Raw genomic sequence first — 20,345 nt, 5'->3', positions numbered from 1 at the left:
CTTAGCCGAACGCATCAGGCATCGACGCTTTCTTGGTCTCGACATAGTCACGCAATCCTTCGGCAATGCCGGGATCCATGCCGGGTTGCTGATAATCGTTCAGCAATTTTTCCACACGTGCCGTCGCAAGAGTTTCGGTGTCTTGGGCGCCTTCTTCTTCCCACGTCTCAAAGGGCTTGTAATCCAAAAGCTCTGATCGCCAGAACGCGGTTTTGAAGTTTGCCTGAGTATGTGCACATCCCAGATAATGCCCGCCCGGTCCGACCTCGCGGATTGCATCCATGGCCTGCGCATTCTCGTCCACGGAAATGCCCTTGGCCAGATGATGCAATGTGCCCAACTGATCGGCGTCCATCACGAACTTTTCGAAGCTTGCAACCAACCCGCCTTCCAGCCAGCCGGCAGCGTGCAACATGAAGTTCACACCTGACAAAAGCCCCATATTCAGGCTGTTTGCAGTTTCATAAGCCGCCTGCGCATCCGGCAGTTTCGATCCGTTGAACGACCCGGCCGAGCGATAAGGCAGCCCAAGGCGGCGGAACAACTGCCCGGCCCCATAGGTCACATGCGCGGCTTCTGGCGTTCCGAATGTGGGCGCGCCCGAGTTCATGTCGATCGAGGATACGAACGTCCCTGCCACCACCGGCGCACCTTTGCGGACCAGCTGGCTATAGGCGACACCGGCCAGCACCTCGGCCAGAACCTGCGTCAGGGTGCCCGCCACCGACACAGGCGCCATGGCCCCACCCACGATAAAGGGCGAAATGATCGAGGCCTGGTTGTTCTCGGCAAACACCTCCATCGCGCCCATCATCACATCGTCATATTGCATGGGCGAGTTGATGTTGATCAGCGAGGTCATCACCGTGTTTTGCTGCACGAAGTCCTTACCGAACAGGATCCCGGACATCTCGACGCTGTCCTGTGCCCGTTCCGGCGCCGTCACCGACCCCATATAGGGTTTGTCGGACAGGGTCATATGGGCCAGCAGCATGTCCAGATGGCGCTTGTTCACCGGCACATCGGTCGGTTCACAGACCGTGCCGCCGGAATGGTGCATCCATTTGGACATATAAGCGAGCTTCACGAACTTGCGGAAATCGTCCATCGTGGCGTAGCGGCGACCTCCTGCGGCGTCGCGGACGAAAGGCGGGCCATAGACCGGGGCCAGCACCAGATTGTTGCCGCCAATTTCGACATTGCGTTCGGGATTGCGCGCATGTTGGACGAAGCTGCTGGGCGCCGTTTTGCACAATTCGCGCGCCAGTCCGCGCGGGATACGCACCCGCTCGCCGCTGACATCAGCGCCTGCGGCTTTCCAACGCTCAAGGGCGGCCGGGTTTTCCACGAAGTTGACACCAACCTCTTCCAGAACCGTTTCAGCATTATACTCGATGATCTCCAGCGCCTCGTCATTGAGAATTTCGAGGTTGGGAATGTTGCGCGAAATCGTTTTGGCGCATTCGATGCGCACGGCGGTGCGTTCCGCGCGACGAGCTGCGCCGCCGCCTCCGCGACCACGACGACGGGTGGATGCCTCGGTCATGGATGTCCTCCAAATTATCCTGTTGTTTTGTGAATATCCTGCCGCCTCAGGCAAATCCGCTCGCAAGCGTCCTTCAAGGGGCAAAAGCGACATCTGGACAGAAAAGGTGAAAAAAATGCTAGACGGACCCCGAAGACCCTGACGCAGGACTTGCGTTGCCTCGGCCCCTGCCCTAATCGGTTTCCATGACAGATCAGAGCCACGACCGCCTTCTTATCATCGACTTCGGCAGCCAGGTGACGCAGCTTATCGCGCGGCGTCTGCGCGAGCTGAATGTCTATTGCGAAATCCACCCTTATCAGAACGTCACGATGGATTTCGTGCGCGAAATGGACCCGAAAGCCATTATTCTGTCTGGCGGGCCCGACAGCGTGACGCGCGAGGGAAGCCCGCGCGCCCCGCAAGAGGTTTTCGACTTCGGCGTGCCTATCTTGGGCATCTGCTATGGGCAGCAGACGATGATGACGCAACTGGGCGGCAAGGTGGTCAGCGGCCACGGCACGGCCGAGTTCGGCCGCGCCTATGTGACGCCCGAAGCCAAGCTGGACCTGCTGGACGGATGGTTCGAACATGGGGTCGAACAGGTCTGGATGAGCCATGGCGACCATGTCTCTGAAATTGCTCCGGGTTTTCAGGTTTTCGGGACCTCGCCCAACGCGCCCTTTGCGATCACTGCCGACCCGTCGCGCCATTTCTACGCGGTGCAATTCCACCCCGAGGTGCACCACACCCCGAAGGGGGCGAAGCTTTATGAGAATTTCGTTAAACTGGCCGGGTTCTCGGGCGACTGGACCATGGGCGCCTATCGCGAGGAAGCCATCCGCGTCATCCGCGAACAGGTTGGCGACAAGAAGGTCATCTGTGGCCTGTCCGGTGGCGTCGACAGCTCGGTCGCAGCGGTTCTGATCCACGAGGCCATTGGTGATCAACTGACCTGCGTCTTTGTGGACCATGGCCTTCTGCGCAAAGGTGAGGCCGAAGAGGTCGTCACCATGTTCCGCGATCATTACAACATGCAGCTGATCCATGCTGATGAGCAGGAGCTGTTCCTGGGCGAGCTGGACGGTCAGTCCGACCCCGAAACCAAGCGCAAGATCATTGGCAAGCTGTTCATCGACGTGTTCCAGAAACACGCGGACACCATCGAGGGTGCCGAGTTTCTGGCGCAAGGCACGCTCTATCCTGACGTGATCGAATCTGTGTCGTTCTCGGGCGGCCCCTCGGTGACGATCAAATCACACCACAATGTGGGAGGCCTGCCTGAGAAGATGGGCCTGAAGCTGGTCGAACCCCTGCGCGAGCTGTTCAAGGACGAGGTCCGCGCCCTGGGCCGGGAGCTTGGCCTGCCCGACCATTTCATCGGGCGTCACCCCTTCCCCGGCCCCGGCCTTGCGATCCGCTGCCCCGGCGAAATCACCCGCGAAAAGCTGGACATCCTGCGCGAGGCGGATGCGGTCTATATCGACCAGATCCGCAAGCATGGTCTCTATGACGAAATCTGGCAGGCCTTCGTCGCCATTCTGCCCGTCCGCACTGTGGGGGTCATGGGCGATGGTCGCACCTATGATTATGCCTGTGCGTTGCGCGCCGTGACGTCTGTGGATGGCATGACCGCGGACTACTATCCGTTCAGCCATGAATTCCTGGGCGAAACCGCCACCCGGATCATCAACGAGGTCAAAGGCATCAACCGCGTCACATATGACGTGACCTCGAAACCGCCGGGCACGATCGAGTGGGAGTGACGCGCGGCATCCAGGCCCGTCACTGAAAAGGTGAAGTCATTGCAAAGACCTAAGTCTTATCGACAACGCACCGGTATTGATTTGAAAAGGCTGTTCAAACGCAGCGCCAAACCCGTTTTCGTATTAGGGGTTGGTGCGCAAAAATCAGGAACGACCTGGCTGCATCGGGTGTTGCAATCTCAGGCATACAGCGATTTTGGCTGTATGAAAGAGTATCACGTTTGGGACGCCAAGTTCAGTGATCTTTGCAAGAACTTTGTGGCCCCCCCAACAAAAGCGCGCGAGAGCAAACAGGCCCTCAGGCGGTCGATGCAGACAGAAGATGGTGCCTATGGGGCGTATTTTCGAAGTCTGATCACCGAGACCACCAATATGACCGGTGATATTACACCAAGCTATTCGATACTCGGCGCCAGCGAGTTCAAGGTGATACGATCAGCAATCGAGGACGCGGGGTTTGAGGTCAAAGTCATATTTCTTATGCGTGACCCCGTCGATCGCCTTTGGTCGAGTTCACGCATGAAAAGGCGCAACCAAGAAAGGCTTGGGATCAAGATTGACGAAACGCAGCTGATACGAGAGTTCGAAGAATTCGCTAAGAGTCCAGAGCAGATCAAACGGACACGGTACGACAAGACGATAACCGCGCTGGAGCACGTTTTCGACGGCTCAGAGCTGCATTACGAGCTTTATGAAAATTTGTTCAATCATCAATCATTGGGAAAGATCGCGGGTTTTCTTGACCGCGACATCGTGGATGTCGATTTCAGGAAACGGGTGAATGCCTCTGCGCCCCTGGATTTGCCGTCTGAGTTCAAAGCGATGTTACATGAACATTACGCCGAGGTTTATGACTTCTGCGGCAAAAGGTTTCCATTGACCAAATCGCTGTGGAAAGTGGCTTAGTCCAATCGGACCGGCCAGAGTTGCAGCGCGTGGACCATGGGTTCGACGGACTGGTCGATCTGGGCTCGCCATTCCTTGTGTAAGTTGCTAGCCATTCCGAATGACACGAAACACTCAAATCTCGCTCACAGGGTATATCGACGTTCCTGCGGATCGTCGCGCTGCCATCGCGGCTGCCCTTCCCGAACATATCGCTCTGACACGGGCAGAGCCGGGATGCCTTCGGTTCGATGTCACGGAAGACACGGCCTGTCCGGGGCGCTTTCTTGTCTCTGAACTTTTTGTTTCGCAGGCGGATTTTGACGCCCATCAGGCACGGGCGGCTGACAGCCCGTGGGCAAAGATCACGGCGGGCATTCCACGTCATTACTCCATTGAAGAGATTTCGGTGTGACACCCACTTTGCGGGCCGCATTCTGGATGACGGGTGCGATCGCCTCTTTTTCGGCGATGGCCATCGCGGGACGTGCGGTCAGTCATCAATTGGATACGTTCGAGCTGATGCTCTATCGCTCCTGCGTGGGGTTTGTGATCGTCGTGACGATACTCATCGCACGCAAAGGACAGGATGAGATTACGATACTTCGTGCGCCGCTGCACTTGGTGCGAAATCTGGCCCATTTCGCGGGGCAGAATCTGTGGTTCTTCGCGCTGACAGCCATTCCGCTTGCCCAGGTCTTCGCGTTAGAGTTCACCTCTCCGCTTTGGGTGGCTGCGCTGTCGCCGCTGGTGCTGGGCGAGCGGCTGACAATGACACGCGCGATCAGCGCGGCGGTGGGCTTCGTCGGGATCCTGTTCATAGCGCAACCCTTCTCGGGCACCGGGATCTCCGCGGGTCTCGGTGCAGCGGCGTTATCGGCGGTCTGCTTCGCCTTCACCGCGATGTTCACCCGCCGACTGACCCGGTCGGAAACGACACTGGCGATTCTGTTCTGGCTGACCGCAACACAACTGGTCTTCGGTTTGTTGACGGCGGGCTTTGATGGCGACATCGCCTTGCCCAGCCTGACGACTGCACCGTGGCTGGTGTTGATCGGCTGCGCCGGATTGCTGGCGCATACCTGCATGACCATTGCCTTGTCGCTGGCGCCGGCCTCGGTCGTGATTCCGATCGACTTCACCCGCCTTCCCCTGATCGCCTTGATCGGCGCCGTTTTCTATGACGAGCCTATCGGATGGGCGCTCGTGCTAGGCGGGAGCATGATTGTCATCGCCAACCTTGTTAACATCCGTGCCGAAGCCGCAGCCAGACCCCGTTAACCCGCCTTACACAACCTATACTATAGCTTATCGCAGCCGAAATTTCGTATGAAACCGTGTCCTTTGCACATCGTTTGGCGGCATATACGACGCGCTGAACGATCTGACCCAAGGTAACGATTGACCAATATCAAGTGCGACAAATAGCCTTGTCTTAATGTAACCCATCACTATCGGACAGTTTGTGGTTCACGGGAGGAATGATGAACAAATTAACACTTACAACCGCTGCGCTTTTCACTGCGGCAGCGACCACCGCGCAGGCAGGCATTGACAGGTCGGATCAAGACATCTCGATCCTGTTTGAAGAAGGCAACTACCTGTCCTTCTCATTCGCCAATGTCAGCCCTACAATCGAAGGTGTCGGTGCCGGCGTTTTTCCGATCAGCCAGTCGGCCACGGATTTCTCGATGTTTTCGCTGGGCTACAAGACCCAGTTGAACGACAATCTGAGCCTTGCCCTGATCTGGGACCAACCTTATGGCGCGAGCATTGAATATATCGACGCCCCCCTTGCCCCGGGTATGGCCGAAGTCAAAAGCTCTGCTTTGACCGGTATCCTGCGCTATGAATTCGGTAACGGGTTCTCGGTTCACGGCGGTGTGCGTGCCCAGAAAGTCTCGGGCGAGATCATTTCAAGCCTGGGCGCCATGAGTGCCGAAAGCGGCACCGAATGGGGTGGCTTGGTTGGTGTGGCTTACGAAAAGCCGGAAATCGCGCTGCGTGTCGCCCTGACCTACTTTACATCCGTTGACCATGCGCTGACGGGGGTTCGTGCCACGCCGTTCGGAGTGGACGCGGTGACCGGGTCAGTGACCATGCCGGAAGCCTTTAATCTGGACTTCCAGACGGGTATCGCCGAAAACACGCTGGTGTTCGGCTCGATCCGCCACGCGAAATGGGATGGTATCTCGCTTGACACAACTGGCCCCGCCTTTGGACCCGCCAACTGGGTGAACTTTGTCGAGGATGTTACCTCGTATGAGCTGGGCATCGGGCGCCGCCTGAACGACAACTGGTCGGTTTCGCTGTCGCTGGGGTATGAAGGCGGGTCGGATACCGGCACCACATTCCTTGCCCCTGCCGGTGCATCGAAATCTATCGCCGTTGGTGCAAAATACACCCAAGGCAACTATGATATCTCGGCAGGCGTTCAGTACACCAAGTTTGATAGCAAGACCGTCACTTCGGGTGGTCTGCCCGTCGTATATGATGGCGGCAGCGCCGTCGCCATCGGCGTGAAAATGGGCCTGCGCTTCTAAGCCAGCCCAGCCAAAGAAACACGAAACGCCCCGCGCCAACCGCGCGGGGCGTTTTTCATTTCCCCTTTCTTCCCAACCCGATGCGAACCATTTGACCCGCCCGCCTTCCGCCCTTACCAAGGTGCAAAATGGTGGGATGCAAGATGCTGTATCAAAACGCGCAGGAATGGCTGGAGGCCCCGCATAAGCGGGTGCTGTTCTTTGGGATGTCCGGACTGGGCAAGACCTATCTTTCCAACATGCTGCGCGAACAGGGCGATTGGTTTCATTATTCCATCGACTACCGGATCGGCACCCGGTACATGGACGAATACATCACCGATAATCTGAAAACAGAAGCGATGAAGGTGCCGCTGCTGCGCGATCTTCTGATGTCGGATTCAATTCGTATCGCACCGAAGATCAGATTTGATCACCTGACACCGCTTGCGACCTATCTGGGCAAACCGGGCGCGCCTGACAAAGGCGGCGTGCCGATCGAGGAGTATAACCGTCGGCAACAGCAATTTCGCACGGCCGAAATCGCGGCCCTGATGGATACGGTTCACTTCATCGAGCGGGCCGAGAACATCTATGGCTATCCGCATTTTATTTGTGACACTGGTGGATCCATCTGCGAATGGATCGACCCGGCCCTGTGTGAAAACGACCCTCTGATTGCCGAGCTAAGCCGGCATTGTCTTTTGGTCTGGCTCAGGGGGGATGAAGCCCATACCCAGCGTTTGGTTGAACGATTTGACCGCGCGCCGAAGCCGATGGCGTATCAACCCGAGTTCCTGGCGCGTGTTTGGGAAGAATATTTGTTGAAAAACAGCATTAAAGCCGATGATGTTGAACCGGATGACTTCATTCGCTGGACCTATGCCCAGGCGTTGGCGCATCGCCAGCCGCTCTATGAACACATGGCGCGTTACGGTATCTCGCTCTGTGCGCATGAAGTCGCCGCGATCAAGTCCCCGGATGATTTCGAAGCAATGATTGCCACGGCGATTGACGCCGCCTGATCTGCCCCTATCTGACACTCTACACATACAACTCAAGGACATGCGACATGCCGATCAAGATACCCTCCTCCCTGCCCGCAGCAAATGTGCTGAAGGACGAGGGTGTGATGGTCATGTCCGAGGATCAGGCCGACAAGCAGGATATCCGCCCGATGAGGATCGCGCTGTTGAACCTGATGCCCAAGAAGATCGAAACCGAGACGCAGTTTGCCCGCCTCATCGGCGCCCATCCGTTGCAGATCGAGCTGACCCTGCTGCGCCCGTCCGAGCACAAGTCGAAAACCACCAGCCAGGCGCATATCGGTGCGTTCTATCAGCCGTGGGACGAGGTGCGCGATCAGAAGTTTGACGGGTTGATCATCACCGGCGCCCCGATCGAACATATGCCGTTCGAAGACGTCACCTATTGGGACGAGATCAGCCAGATCTTTGACTGGACGCAAACCAATGTGCATTCCACCTTCGGCGTGTGCTGGGGCGGCATGGCGATGATCTATCACTTCCACAAGGTGAAGAAGCACATTCTGGGTGCCAAGGCCTTTGGGTGTTTCCCGCAAAAGAATCTTGACCCGGCATCGCCATATCTGCGCGGATTTTCCGATACTTGCGTGGTACCCGTCAGCCGCTGGACCGAGATGCGGCAGGACGAGATTGACGCCGCGGACGGATTGACCATCCTCTTGGGATCGGACGAGGTCGGCCCCTGTCTGGTCGAGGATACGGCGCATCGGGCGCTCTATGTGTTCAATCATTTCGAATATGATACGGCCACCTTGAAAGGCGAATACGACCGCGATGTGGCCAAGGGTGCCCCGATCAACGTGCCGATGAACTACTATCCTGGCAATGATCCATCCAAGCGGCCCGAGAACCGGTGGCGCAGTCACGCCCATCTGCTTTATGCCAACTGGATCAACGAGATGTATCTGACGACACCCTTTGACATCGACCAGATCGGGGAAAGCAGGCAGGATCGGCGCAACTGATACCGTCGGCCCTGCACCGATTGCCAACCCGCCACCTTCGCCCCATAATGGCGTGAAATCAGGAGTTTGCGTATGTCTTTGCCGTTCGATGGTGCCATTTCGAAATTCTATCAGAAGACCGCGCCGGATGCGGTGCGCAAGGTGATCAAGGATGCCCGCAAGAAGGATATCCTGTCGGACAGCTATCCCTATGACGCGCAGATGGACAAAGACACCTATGAGGCCGAGATCGAAGCGCTTCAGCTTGAACTGGTGAAGCTGCAAGCGGATGTGAAGGCGACCGGAAAGCGTGTTGTCGTCGTGTTCGAAGGTCGCGACGCGGCGGGAAAAGGCGGCACGATCAAGCGGTTTCGCGAAAACCTGAACCCACGTGTGGCGCGGGTCGTGGCGCTGTCCAAACCATCGGATCGCGAAGCGGGTGAGTGGTATTTTCAGCGTTATGTCAAGCACTTGCCGACCGAAGGTGAGATCGTTTTGTTCGACCGCTCGTGGTATAACCGGGCGGTGGTTGAAAAGGTGTTCGACTTCTGCACCGATGCAGAACGTGCATCGTTCTTCCGCCAATTGCCCGAGTTCGAGGATATGCTGGTCGATGAAGGCATCCATTTCGTGAAGCTCTGGCTGAATGTGGGACGCGCGGAACAGTTGCGCCGCTTTCTGGCCCGGGAAAAAGACCCGCTGAAACAGTGGAAACTCAGCTGGATTGATGTCGAGGGGCTGAACCGCTGGGATGCCTACACTCAGACGATCCAAGAAACCTTCGAGCGGACCCACCGCCCACGTGCGCCATGGACCATCGTGCGATCCGATGACAAGAAACGCGCCCGGCTTGCGGCCCTTAGGGCCGTCTTGCAAGATATTGATTACGCAGGAAAAGACCCGAACATCGCCCATGCGCCGGACAGCAAGATCTGCGGCGGGCCCGAGGTCTGGGATGGCTAAGCGCGGCTATCACCACGGCAATCTGCGACAGGCACTGGTCGACGCGGCGCTTGAGTTGATCGAAGCGAAAGGCCCGACCGGCTTCACCTTGTCTGAGGCCGCCAAACAGGCCGGTGTCACCCCTGCCGCGGTCTATCGCCATTTTGCCGGGCGCGAAGACCTGATCGCGGAAGCCGCACGTCAGGGGTACGAGATTTTCGCCGATCTGATGGTTTATGCCTATGACAAGGGACAGCCTTCGGCATTGGCCAGTTTCGAGGCAACGGGCCGCGCCTATCTGGCCTTCGCGCGGAAATATCCCGGCCACTATATCTCGATGTTCGAAAGCGGGATTTCGACCAATCATTCGTCCGATCTGGCCCGGGTGGCTGGGCGCGCGATGGGGGTTCTGGAAAAGGCGGCTGAACGGCTTGCGGAAAATATACCCGAGGATAAGCGCCCCCCCTCGCGGATGGTCAGTGCGCATATTTGGGCCATGAGCCACGGGGTCGTCGAGCTGTTCGGGCGCGGCAGCCCGGGTCAGAAAAGCCCCTTTCCGCCAGAAGAACTGTTGGAAAGCGGGATCGGGATTTATCTGCGCGGGCTTGGATTGATCCGGCCTGACGACTGATACCGTTTGGATAGGGCTAGACCAAAAGCCGGTGGCAGAGCTCCAGCCCTTCGATCAACCGATCAACCTCGTCTTTGGTGTTGTAAAGCCCGAACGACGCGCGCGCCGTTGCCGACACGCCCAGATGTGCCATCAGCGGTTTGGCGCAATGATGCCCTGCCCTGACCGCAATCCCCTTCTTGTCAAGAATGGTCGAGATGTCGTGCGCATGCGCAGCACCTTCCATGGTCAACGAGAATATTGCCGCTTTGCCCTGCGCCGTGCCTTGCACATTGACCCAGTTCAGCCCGGCCAGACGGTCTGATGCATAGGCGGCGAGCGTCGCTTCGTGGTTGGCGACGTTTTCCATCCCCAGATCCATCAAATATTCCAGCGCCGCTCCCATACCAATGGTTTGCACGATACCGGGCGTGCCCGCCTCGAATTTCAACGGAGGCGCAGCATAGGTGACGTTGTCCTTCGTCACCTCGTTGATCATATCGCCACCACCAAAAAAGGGCTGCATCTCGGCCTGACGATCCGCACGAATATAGATCGCGCCAGAGCCGGACGGACCATAGAGTTTGTGCCCGGTGATTGCATAGAAGTCGCAGCCGATATCCTGCACATCGACCGGCATATGCACCGCAGCTTGTGATCCATCCACCAGAACCGGCACCCCCCGGTTTCGCGCCTCGGCGCAGATGGTTTTGACGTCCACCACGGTGCCGAAGACGTTGGAACACTGGGTGACGGCAATTAGCCGGGTGCGATCCGTGATCGCACCCAGCACCTTCCGCGGGTCAAGCGATCCGTCGGGTTCCGGGTCGACCCATTTCAGAACCACCCCCTGACGTTCGCGCAGGAAATGCCAGGGAACAATATTGGCGTGATGTTCCAGCGTGGACAACACGATCTCGTCCCCTGCCTGCATGCGCGGGGCTGCCCAGGCATAGGACACAAGGTTGATGCCCTCGGTGGTGCCGGAGTTGAAAATGATCTCGGTTTCAGATCCCGCATTCAGGAAGCGCGCCACCGTGCCGCGCACCGCCTCGTATTTCTCGGTGGCGAGGTTGGACAGGAAATGCAGACCCCGATGGACGTTGGAATATTCCTCGGCATAGGCGCGGGTCACAGCGTCGATCACCACCTGCGGTTTCTGTGCCGATGCGCCATTGTCCAGATAGGTCAACGGCTGACCGTTTACCTGCCGGGACAAGATCGGAAAATCGGCGCGAACCTTGTTGATATCGAACATGACGCGGGCTCCGATCAGCTATCAGTTGGGAAGGGTCATTGGCACGGGTTCAACACCCAGGACGACCAATATGAACGACAGGGCGATGACCGCCAGGATCATGAACCCAAGAATTGATGCAAAAACCAGCCCGGTTGACCCAAAGCCGTGGCTTTCTGCGGTGAAATGGCTCAGCACCCAGAAAAACAATGCCACAGACGCGAGCATCAGTATCGCCGCCAAACCGGGCGCGAAATACGTCAGCACCAGTGTCAGTGCCTGAAGCATCAGGAAGATGAACTCCATCCAGACGACGGTGATGATCGCCTCGGACAAATCGCCCTGGCCGCCGAACATTCGGCCAATCGCGTAGATGCCCCACGCCATGCCGAACATGAACACGGCCTCGATCACACCCAGCAGGACCGGGCTGGACAGGATGGTGCCCATCTGGGCCGGATCCAGCGGATACAGAAGCCCGGCCAGCACACCCAGCGCGGCGTTCACCACCACGACCAGCGCAAGCGCGGTCCACAGGACTTCACGCGGCAGGTTCAGGTCGAACAGGTCGCGGGCTACTTTGCGCGGTTCGGGAACCGTCTGCAGCGCCATACCAAACAGATAACCGGGATCAAACCGCATGGATCATCCTTCCACCTTACGCTCAGCTTCACGCAGGTTGATGGACCAGAACAGCAAGAAAGCCAACAGCGCAAGCGCGCCGATCAGCGTCATCTGTATCCCTTCGCCGATGAACCCGGCAACCAGTCCCCAGAGAAGCCAAAGCGGCGTGGCACACAGCAATGCCCAGAACAGGGCAAACCGCGCACCAAAAGCGGTGCCCTGCCCGCCCAGAAGGCGCATCAGAAAATGGCTGATCGTACCAATGACATAGAACGCCAGCGGCATGATGAAGATCCACGCCAGCATCGTCGCTCCCATCAGGATATTCAGATCCTGATCGGTTTCATGTGCAACACGGGCCAGCCGGGGAAGCTGTGCGGCAAACACCAGAAGGCAGCCCCCCATCAGGACAGCCAGCGCCTTATCCTCGCGCGTGCCCAGATCAAGCCTGCGCCGAAACACCGCGCGAGGAGCGCGATAGCTTCGGATCACATCATCAATCACAGACATCGCACCGGGCCTTGGTCAGCCGCGATGGCGGGCAAGCCACGCATCCAGACGGTCGTTGATCTCGGCGGCGATGGCATCGTCTTCGATCTCGTCAATCGCGTCGGCCAGAAAGGCCAATACCAGAAGATCGGTGGCAATATGCGCCGGCACACCGCGCGAGCGGAGATAGAACAAAGCCTCTTCATCAATCGCGCCCGAGGTCGACCCATGCGAACAGATCACGTCGTCGGCATAGATCTCAAGCTCGGGTTTGGCTTGGAAACTGGCATCGTCGTCCAGAAGAAGCGATTGCGACTTTTGATAGCCATCCGTCTTCTGTGCATCCGGTTTGACCAGAATCTTGCCCTGAAACACGCCTTTCGCGCCGTTTTTCAGCACTTTCTTGAACACCTGGCGGCTCTCGCAGGCCACGGCATCATGGGTGATGAAGACAGTGTCATCGTGGTGGAAATCGCCATCTGCCCCATCACCCAAGGCTGCCCCGGCCACATGGGCCGTTGCGTCGTCACCCAAAAGCTCGATCACGCATTCATTGCGGGTCAGGCGACCATTCACCGTCATGGTGAAACTCTTGAACACCGATTCCGCACCAAGACGTGCAAACATGTGGGTGATCGCCTGCCGTTCGTGATCGCGACCCTGCGCGCGAATGTGGTGGAACTCGGCCCTGTCGGCCACGTCCACCTCGCACACTTTCGAAAAACGTGCCGCGGCGGGACCATTTTCCAACAGCGTCAGTTTCGCGCCTTCCTCGACACGGATCACATGGTGCAGCACGGCATCCGAGCTGTCATCTTCATGGCAATAAAACAGGCTGACGGGGCGATTGACCTGCCCGGTGACACGGATCACCACGCCATCGGTCGCCATCGCAGTGTTGTGAGCGGCCAAGGGGCGCACCACGGGGGATTGGCCACGCGCCTCAAGCACACCGTAAAGGTCTTTGGCCCAATGGATATCGGCGGCGGCGGCATCCGCCAGACGCTCAATCTCGATCCCTTCGCCGGACAGATCGTCCGAGGTGTCAGCGTCGAACACCCCGTCGACAAAGACGATTTTCAACCGGTCGATCTCATGAAAAACCGGCGGTTCGCCCTCGTAGTCAAAGACCGCAGCCGGTGACGGTGTCGCGGCGATCAGGCTGTCTGGACGGGTCCATTTCCAGTATTCATCTCGGCGCGTCGGCAGTCCCATATCGGCCAGCCGCGCCGCGGCGTCAGCCCGCGCCTCCTGTGCCCAGGCGCCTGAGACCGGGCGCGCATCGGCGCTGATCATGGCTGTGGCTTGTTTGGTGGCGGTGTTCATGCCTCGACCTCCATCTCGGCAAGGATGTCGGCATAGCCGTTGTTTTCCACTTCCAGCGCCAGTTCCGGGCCACCCGATTTGACGATGCGCCCGCCGGCCATGATGTGCACCACGTCTGGTTTGATGTGGTCCAGCAGGCGCTGATAGTGGGTGATCACAAGAAACGCGCGACCTTCGTCGCGCAGCGCGTTCACGCCCTCCGACACCAGCTTCATCGCATCCACGTCCAGACCAGAATCCGTTTCGTCCAGAATGCACATCTTGGGTTCCAGCATCGCCATCTGCAGGATCTCGTTACGCTTCTTCTCACCGCCCGAAAAGCCCACATTAACCGGGCGTTTCAGCATTTCAGCGTCGATTTTCAGCTCTTTCGCCTTGGCGCGGATGAATTTCAGGAAATCGGCAGCCGACATTTCCTCTTCCCCGCGCGCCTTGCGCTGCGCGTTCACAGCGGTCCGCAGGAAGGTCATGTTGCCCACGCCGGGAATTTCGACCGGGTATTGGAACGCCAGGAACAGGCCCGCCGCGGCGCGCTCTTCCGGCTCCATGTCCAGCAGGTCTTCGCCATCCAGCGTGGCACCGCCTTCCGTAACGTCATAGCCATCCCGGCCCGACAACACATAGGACAGGGTCGATTTGCCCGAACCGTTCGGGCCCATGATCGCGTGGACCGACCCGGCGGGCACCTCAAGATCGACGCCTTTCAGGATGCGCTTGTCTTCTTCTTCAAGTTTGACGTGCAGGTTGTTGATTTTCAGCATTTTCTTCCGTCCTTACGAAACAGTGACAGCCGTGCCCGAGGCCGACACCATCAGCATGTTGTTGATCACTTCATAGTCGAGGTCCACGCCCACGACCGCGTTGGCGCCCAGGGACACCGCATGTTCTTCCATTTCGACCAGCGCGGTCTTGCGCGCCCGGCCCAGTTCCTCTTCATACGCGCCCGAGCGGCCGCCCACGATGTCGCGCACCTGTGCAAAGATGTCGCGAAAAATGTTGGCACCCAGAATGGCTTCACCGGTGACGATACCGTGATAGGTGACGATGGGATGGCCCTCGACGGATGGGGTCGTGGTGATGATCATTGATTATCCTCTCCATACCGGACAGCGGCACTAAGCTGAGCTTCTCGCGTTGAAAAATACATAAAGATAGCTTTCATCGCGACAAAACTGCTCGCTGCAGCCAGAATTGCTGTGACTTTCCACAGGTTGCTCTCGCCAGGCGCTGGCCAAAGAGCAATGCAAACCAATACCGGAACAGTAAACGCAATTGGAAACATCGCACCGATCATCATGTGCACTCGAACTTCTGGCGAAAAAATCCTGATATCGTTACCTTTTCTCATCGTCAGCGCCACATATCCAACAGTTTCATAACGCCGCGCGACGCCGCCCAGCCCAGAAAGATGCCAAGCGGGATCCAGATCATCGGGTTCAGCTGGTCCATCTTGTGGGTGTTGATGTAGATCACCGCCAGCGCCCCGCCGATGGCCGGCAGCACATAGGGAAGCGCCGATTCAACGCTGGCCCAGAATGCCTGACCTTTGTTGTGTTGTTCCATGGCCAATCCTCGGATCAATCGGGGTGGGAGCTAGCCCACGGAGCCTTCCAGCGAAATCGCAACCAACTGCTGCGCCTCCATGGCAAACTCCATCGGCAGGGCTTGCAGCACTTCCTTGGCGAACCCGTTGACGATCAGGGCCACGGCCTCTTCTTCATCCATGCCCCGCTGGCGGCAATAGAACATCTGTTCTTCATCTACCTTCGAGGTTGTCGCCTCGTGCTCGACCCGCGAGGAATTGTTCTTCACCTCGATATAAGGCACCGTGTGCGCCCCGCATTTGTCGCCGATCAGAAGGCTGTCGCACTGCGTGTAGTTTCGTGAGTTCTTGGCCTTCGGGTGCATCGACACAAGACCGCGATAGGTGTTCTGCGCCACGCCTGCCGAAATCCCCTTGGACACGATCCGTGACTTCGTATCCCGCCCCAGATGCACCATCTTGGTGCCGGTGTCGGCCTGCTGGTGGTTGTTGGTGATCGCGATGGAATAGAACTCGCCCTGGCTTTCATTGCCACGAAGCAGGCAGGACGGGTATTTCCACGTCACCGCGGACCCGGTTTCCACCTGCGTCCACATCACCTTCGACCGATCACCCCGGCAATCGGCGCGTTTGGTCACGAAGTTATAGATGCCGCCCTTGCCGTCCTCGTCGCCGGGGAACCAGTTCTGGACGGTCGAATATTTCACCTCGGCATCTTCTTCGACAATGATTTCCACCACGGCGGCGTGCAACTGTGCGGTGTCGCGTTGCGGCGCGGTACAGCCCTCCAAGTAGCTGACATAGCTGCCTTTATCGGCGATGATCAGCGTGCGCTCAAACTGGCCAGTGTTCTCCGCGTTGATACGGAAATAGGTCGACAGCTCCATCGGGCAGCGGGTGTTGGGCGGGATGTAGACGAAAGACCCGTCCGAGAACACGGCGGAGTTCAGCGTCGCATAGTAATTGTCGCTGACCGGCACGACCGAACCCAGGTATTTCTTGACCAGCTCCGAGTGTTCCTTGATCGCTTCCGAAATCGAACAGAAGATGACACCGGCCTTTTTCAGTTCGGCCTGAAACGTGGTCCCCACAGACACCGAGTCAAACACCGCGTCCACGGCCACCTTGCGGCCTTCGGCGGGCACGTCTTCGGCACCTTCGACACCGGCCAGGATCATCTGTTCCTTCAACGGAATGCCCAGTTTTTCATAGGTGGCCAGCAGCTTGGGGTCGACCTCGTCCAGCGACTTGGGCTTGACCTCCATCGACTTCGGGCGGGCATAGTAATACTGATCCTGAAAGTCGATCTCGGGATAGTTCAGCATCGCCCATTCCGGTTCGACCATCTTTTCCCAGCGCGCAAAGGCCCCCAGACGCCATTCGGTCATCCATTCAGGCTCTTCGTTCTTCTCGGAAATCAGTCGCACGATATCGGGATTGACGCCCTTCGGGGCATACTCCATCTCGATCTCGGTTTCCCAGCCGTACTTGTATTGCCCGGCCAGCGATTTCACCGCCGCGACGGTTTCTTCTTCTACGCCTTCCTTGACGTTCAGTTCATCTGCACCGGCCATGTTGTCCTTTCATCCGGTTCGGCGGCTTAACGCCCCCGCGCCCGGAATTTCTCGTATTCCCTGATCCATGCCTCGGCAAAGGCATGCACCTCATCCTCATGTGTCACAGGGCCAAGCGAGACACGCAAAGCGCATCCCGCCTGTTCCCGGTCAAAGCCCATTGCCACCAAGGCGGCGCTGGATTTCACCTTCCCCGATGAACATGCCGAGCCTGCGGAAACCGCAAACCCGGCAAGGTCCATCACCATCACCTGCGTTTCACCCTTCCAGCCCGGAGTGATGAAGCACGAAGTATTGGGAAGCCTGTTCGCGTCTTTCCCGACAAAAATAGTCTCTTTTGCCGATTCCGCAATGGTGTTTTCTAGAATCTTTCTAAATTTTGCCACGCAGTCCCAGGTGCCCCGCTCCAAATCCGCCTGTGCGGCCTTTGCTGCGGCTGCAAACCCGGCAATGCCCACCACGTTTTCCGTGCCCGAGCGGCGGCCCATTTCCTGCCCGCCGCCCTTTATACGCGCCTCGATATCCGTGCCGCGCTTAACCACCAAAGCGCCTACACCTTTCGGCCCGCCCAGCTTGTGTGCCGAGACAATCGCCATCTGCGCCCCGCACCAGTTGAACGCAAACGGAATCTTCCCAAACGCCTGCGTCGCATCGGTCAGAAACAGCCCGTCCGGCAGGGTCTGGATCACCCCGGTTTCCGAGTTTGCAAGCTGCAACGCGCTACGGGCCGGGTCGGGCACCGACACCGCGCCGTCGATACTGGCGGTCAGGCTTTCGTCGCACCAACTGCGCACCGCGTCATGTTCGATCCCAGCGCAGACGATACCACGGCCTTGCAAGGCCAGCGCCGCCGCCTCGGTCGCTGACGAGGTAAAGATGATATCCGCGCCCTCGGCCCCCAAGGCCGCCGCCAGATCCTTGCGCGCCCGTTCGATCAACCCTTTCGCCGCGCGTCCCTCCGCATGGACCGAAGACGGGTTGCCCACCACATCCATCGCCGCAATCATCGCGTCGCGTGCCTCGGGGCGCAGGGGCGTCGTGGCGTTCCAGTCAAGATACACACGGCTCACCGGCGCACTCCTTCGCGTTTTCTTGTTACAAATATCCTCGCCGAAGGCTTTGAATCGCCGCGCAGCAGCTTAGTCCTCGTCCACCACCGCAAACAGCGTCGGCACGGCGGGGCATGGGGTCAGTTCGTTCTTCACCACGTCAGACAGGCGCGTCTGATGCAGGAACACATAGACATGAGCCGACAGGCCTTCCCATAACCGATTGGTCATCGATTGCGCCTTCGAGCCTGAACTTGCGCCTGACGCCCCTGCTCCCTTGTGCATGGCGGACACGGTTTCGTCCACGGCCTCAAGCACCTCTGACACGCGAATATCTGACGCAGCGCGCGCCAGTCTGTAACCGCCACCCGGTCCGCGCACGCTGTCGACCAGACCGGCGCGACGCAGCTTGACGAAGAGTTGCTCAAGATAAGGCAAGGAAATATCCTGCCGCTTGGCAAGATCGGTCAGCGAAAGCAGGCTGCCGTTGTCCTGCAACGCCAGATCAGCCAGCGCGACCATCGCATAACGCCCCTTGGTTGACAGCTTCATCGCGTAACCTCCCCGCAAAAACATTGACCTTTTGGACTATCACCACTAGGTCACTTAGGACTGGCAAAGGCGGGTTCTGCACCCGCCAAATCGCCACCCCTGTATTATGGTGCGGGTCCGGAAGCGTCAAGAAAGCTGGCAGTGGCAGCACGACGCAGGATCTGACGAAAAGAAGAGGCTACGACCGAATGCCCGAAGTGATTTTCCCCGGCCCCGAAGGCCGTCTTGAAGGCCGCTACCACGCACAGAAAGAAAAAGACGCCCCCATCGCCATCATCCTGCATCCGCATCCGCAGTTTGGTGGGACGATGAACAACAAGGTTGTCTATAACCTGCACTATGCGTTCCATAATATGGGATTCAACGTGCTCCGGTTCAATTTCCGTGGCGTTGGGCGCAGCCAGGGTGAATACGATCAGGGCGTGGGCGAGCTGTCCGACGCAGCCTCGGCACTGGATTACCTGCAATCCATGAACCAGAACGCCAAGCATTGCTGGGTTGCTGGCTTTAGCTTCGGTGCGTGGATCGGCATGCAGCTTTTGATGCGACGCCCGGAGATCACCGGCTTCATCTCGGTCAGCCCACCGGCGAACATGTATGATTTTAGCTTCCTTGCGCCCTGCCCGAGCTCCGGCCTGATCATCAACGGCACGGCTGACCGGGTCGCCCCTCCGGCAGACACCCATGCGCTGGTGAACAAACTGCATGAACAAAAGGGCATCACCATCACCCATACCGAGATCGAACGCTCCGGTCACTTCTTTGAAAACGACCATATGGACACGATGATCACCCATGTGGATGAATATGTCCGTCGCCGTCTGACAGAAACGACTCGCTGAACGGGGCACCGATGGATCTTCTTGAACAAGTCGCAGACGCCATGGCCAGGGACGTGCTGGAAGCGGTTGATCTGACGGGCAATGAAGACCTGGTTGACGAGATCAAGAAAACCATCGGATCCTCTTCGACTACGCTGGAAGAGGCGTTCATGACCGCCGTTCGCATCCGACGCGCCGAAGCGCGCGGGCGGGCGCATCTGAAGCAGCTGTTGAAGAAGCTGACCTGATCAGGATCAGGACGGATCTGAAGGTTTCACCCGGGCATCATCCCATTCACACGGTTGCCAGAGCTCTATCTTGTTGCCGTCGGGGTCCATGATCCATGCGAAATCGCCATTCTCATGACGCTCGGGTCCGGCGACGATCTGCACGTCTGCTGCGTTCAGATGGGCAAGCAAACCGTCCAGATCATCCACCCGGTAATTGATCATGAAACCAGTAGTGCTTGGCGCGAACCAAGTGCTGTCCCTGTCGGCCGTTGCCCAGACCGTCAGACCGCCGTCATTGGCGTTGTCGTCGTTCCATTTCAGAACAGAGCCACCAAAATCGGACAGTTCGATCCCCAAATGATCCCGGTACCAATTCGCCAGCGATGCGCCATCGCCTGCTGACTTTATGAACACGCCTCCGATGCCGGTTACCTTTGCCATGTGGAATCCTCCTGATCATCGAGATGATACCACAGACAACTGTTTGTTGAGTGTCTGCTTTGAGCCCAAACCTCCCAAATGCTGCGGACTCGTCGAACGTCAGGTCTAGCCAAGTAACTTCAAGCAAATCGTCAATTCGGTCTTAACGCGCGCTCATCGAAATTGAGCGTTTGAAATGCAGATGATTTCTGATCTAGGCTGACGAGATCAATTCATCAG

General features: G+C 58.1%; 24 protein-coding genes. 11 read left to right on the top strand and 13 right to left on the bottom strand.

Annotation, left to right across the window (positions count from 1 at the left end):
• Position 1: 1 nt before the first annotated feature.
• On the bottom strand, positions 2–1,546 hold the full coding sequence (locus J3R80_RS00720) for a trimethylamine methyltransferase family protein (protein ID WP_275391836.1): 1,545 nt from the start codon (positions 1,544–1,546) through the stop codon (positions 2–4).
• A gap of 185 nt (positions 1,547–1,731) precedes the next feature.
• Between J3R80_RS00720 and guaA the strand changes: the two genes are divergently transcribed.
• The 9 genes from guaA to J3R80_RS00675 all read left to right on the top strand — a co-directional run bounded on the left by guaA (position 1,732) and on the right by J3R80_RS00675 (position 10,261).
• Positions 1,732–3,291 (top strand): glutamine-hydrolyzing GMP synthase, encoded by a 1,560-nt coding sequence (guaA, locus tag J3R80_RS00715; RefSeq protein WP_275391835.1) that lies wholly within the window; start codon positions 1,732–1,734, stop codon positions 3,289–3,291.
• Between the two features lie 39 nt (positions 3,292–3,330).
• Positions 3,331–4,197 (top strand): sulfotransferase, encoded by an 867-nt coding sequence (locus J3R80_RS00710; protein ID WP_275391834.1) that lies wholly within the window; start codon positions 3,331–3,333, stop codon positions 4,195–4,197.
• A 100-nt stretch (positions 4,198–4,297) separates the two neighbouring features.
• Positions 4,298–4,591, top strand: coding sequence for an antibiotic biosynthesis monooxygenase (locus J3R80_RS00705; RefSeq protein WP_275391833.1), 294 nt, complete (start codon positions 4,298–4,300; stop codon positions 4,589–4,591).
• Entirely contained in the window at positions 4,588–5,457 is an 870-nt protein-coding gene (locus tag J3R80_RS00700; RefSeq protein ID WP_275391832.1) for a DMT family transporter, read from the top strand. The genes J3R80_RS00705 and J3R80_RS00700 overlap by 4 nt, the downstream gene beginning before the upstream one ends.
• A 203-nt stretch (positions 5,458–5,660) precedes the next feature.
• Entirely contained in the window at positions 5,661–6,719 is a 1,059-nt protein-coding gene (locus J3R80_RS00695) for a hypothetical protein (RefSeq protein WP_275391831.1), read from the top strand.
• 143 nt (positions 6,720–6,862) lie between these two features.
• The gene (locus J3R80_RS00690; protein ID WP_275391830.1) at positions 6,863–7,723 is read left to right on the top strand and encodes an ATPase; all 861 of its coding nucleotides are present in this window, start codon (positions 6,863–6,865) and stop codon (positions 7,721–7,723) included.
• 47 nt (positions 7,724–7,770) lie between these two features.
• Complete coding sequence (metA, locus tag J3R80_RS00685) at positions 7,771–8,709, top strand: homoserine O-succinyltransferase (protein ID WP_275391829.1); 939 nt, start codon at positions 7,771–7,773, stop codon at positions 8,707–8,709.
• Positions 8,710–8,781: 72 nt separating this feature from the next.
• A complete protein-coding gene (gene ppk2, locus J3R80_RS00680; RefSeq protein ID WP_275391828.1) occupies positions 8,782–9,651 on the top strand; it encodes a polyphosphate kinase 2 in 870 nt (289 codons plus the stop codon).
• Positions 9,644–10,261 (top strand): TetR/AcrR family transcriptional regulator, encoded by a 618-nt coding sequence (locus J3R80_RS00675; protein WP_275391827.1) that lies wholly within the window; start codon positions 9,644–9,646, stop codon positions 10,259–10,261. Before ppk2 ends, J3R80_RS00675 begins: the two co-directional genes overlap by 8 nt.
• Before the next feature lie 16 nt (positions 10,262–10,277).
• Here J3R80_RS00675 and J3R80_RS00670 read toward each other — a convergent pair whose 3' ends face one another.
• The 11 genes from J3R80_RS00670 to J3R80_RS00620 form a co-directional block, all read right to left on the bottom strand.
• Complete coding sequence (locus J3R80_RS00670; protein WP_275391826.1) at positions 10,278–11,498, bottom strand: cysteine desulfurase; 1,221 nt, start codon at positions 11,496–11,498, stop codon at positions 10,278–10,280.
• 21 nt (positions 11,499–11,519) lie between these two features.
• Positions 11,520–12,119 (bottom strand): Yip1 family protein, encoded by a 600-nt coding sequence (locus tag J3R80_RS00665; protein ID WP_275391825.1) that lies wholly within the window; start codon positions 12,117–12,119, stop codon positions 11,520–11,522.
• A gap of 3 nt (positions 12,120–12,122) precedes the next feature.
• Positions 12,123–12,611 carry a YIP1 family protein gene (locus tag J3R80_RS00660; protein WP_275391824.1) on the bottom strand — a complete coding sequence of 163 codons (489 nt, stop codon included), beginning with the start codon at positions 12,609–12,611 and terminating at the stop codon, positions 12,123–12,125.
• A 15-nt stretch (positions 12,612–12,626) separates the two neighbouring features.
• Complete coding sequence (locus tag J3R80_RS00655) at positions 12,627–13,886, bottom strand: SufD family Fe-S cluster assembly protein (protein ID WP_275392244.1); 1,260 nt, start codon at positions 13,884–13,886, stop codon at positions 12,627–12,629.
• A gap of 26 nt (positions 13,887–13,912) precedes the next feature.
• Complete coding sequence (sufC, locus tag J3R80_RS00650; protein ID WP_275391823.1) at positions 13,913–14,677, bottom strand: Fe-S cluster assembly ATPase SufC; 765 nt, start codon at positions 14,675–14,677, stop codon at positions 13,913–13,915.
• Between the two features lie 12 nt (positions 14,678–14,689).
• Positions 14,690–15,001 carry a heavy metal-binding domain-containing protein gene (locus J3R80_RS00645; RefSeq protein ID WP_275391822.1) on the bottom strand — a complete coding sequence of 104 codons (312 nt, stop codon included), beginning with the start codon at positions 14,999–15,001 and terminating at the stop codon, positions 14,690–14,692.
• The gene (locus tag J3R80_RS00640) at positions 14,998–15,264 is read right to left on the bottom strand and encodes a hypothetical protein (protein WP_275391821.1); all 267 of its coding nucleotides are present in this window, start codon (positions 15,262–15,264) and stop codon (positions 14,998–15,000) included. Before J3R80_RS00640 ends, J3R80_RS00645 begins: the two co-directional genes overlap by 4 nt.
• Before the next feature lie 2 nt (positions 15,265–15,266).
• Entirely contained in the window at positions 15,267–15,479 is a 213-nt protein-coding gene (locus J3R80_RS00635) for a hypothetical protein (RefSeq protein WP_275391820.1), read from the bottom strand.
• Positions 15,480–15,509: 30 nt separating this feature from the next.
• Positions 15,510–17,033: a Fe-S cluster assembly protein SufB gene (sufB, locus tag J3R80_RS00630; protein ID WP_275391819.1), complete on the bottom strand. Its 1,524-nt coding sequence runs from the start codon at positions 17,031–17,033 to the stop codon at positions 15,510–15,512.
• A 26-nt stretch (positions 17,034–17,059) separates the two neighbouring features.
• On the bottom strand, positions 17,060–18,103 hold the full coding sequence (locus tag J3R80_RS00625; protein WP_275391818.1) for a cysteine desulfurase family protein: 1,044 nt from the start codon (positions 18,101–18,103) through the stop codon (positions 17,060–17,062).
• A gap of 69 nt (positions 18,104–18,172) precedes the next feature.
• On the bottom strand, positions 18,173–18,634 hold the full coding sequence (locus J3R80_RS00620; RefSeq protein WP_275391817.1) for an Rrf2 family transcriptional regulator: 462 nt from the start codon (positions 18,632–18,634) through the stop codon (positions 18,173–18,175).
• A gap of 188 nt (positions 18,635–18,822) precedes the next feature.
• On the opposite strand from J3R80_RS00620, the gene J3R80_RS00615 reads away from it, so the two are divergent.
• A complete protein-coding gene (locus tag J3R80_RS00615; protein ID WP_091430111.1) occupies positions 18,823–19,476 on the top strand; it encodes an alpha/beta hydrolase in 654 nt (217 codons plus the stop codon).
• A gap of 11 nt (positions 19,477–19,487) precedes the next feature.
• Entirely contained in the window at positions 19,488–19,703 is a 216-nt protein-coding gene (locus J3R80_RS00610; RefSeq protein ID WP_275391816.1) for a hypothetical protein, read from the top strand.
• Positions 19,704–19,709: 6 nt separating this feature from the next.
• Here the strand turns inward: J3R80_RS00610 and J3R80_RS00605 are convergent, their stop codons facing one another.
• Complete coding sequence (locus J3R80_RS00605; protein ID WP_275391815.1) at positions 19,710–20,126, bottom strand: VOC family protein; 417 nt, start codon at positions 20,124–20,126, stop codon at positions 19,710–19,712.
• Positions 20,127–20,345: the final 219 nt, after the last annotated feature.

Source organism: Aliiroseovarius sp. Z3, from assembly GCF_029105185.1.
Classification (GTDB): domain Bacteria; phylum Pseudomonadota; class Alphaproteobacteria; order Rhodobacterales; family Rhodobacteraceae; genus Aliiroseovarius.
This window is presented reverse-complemented; position numbering and strand designations above follow the sequence as displayed.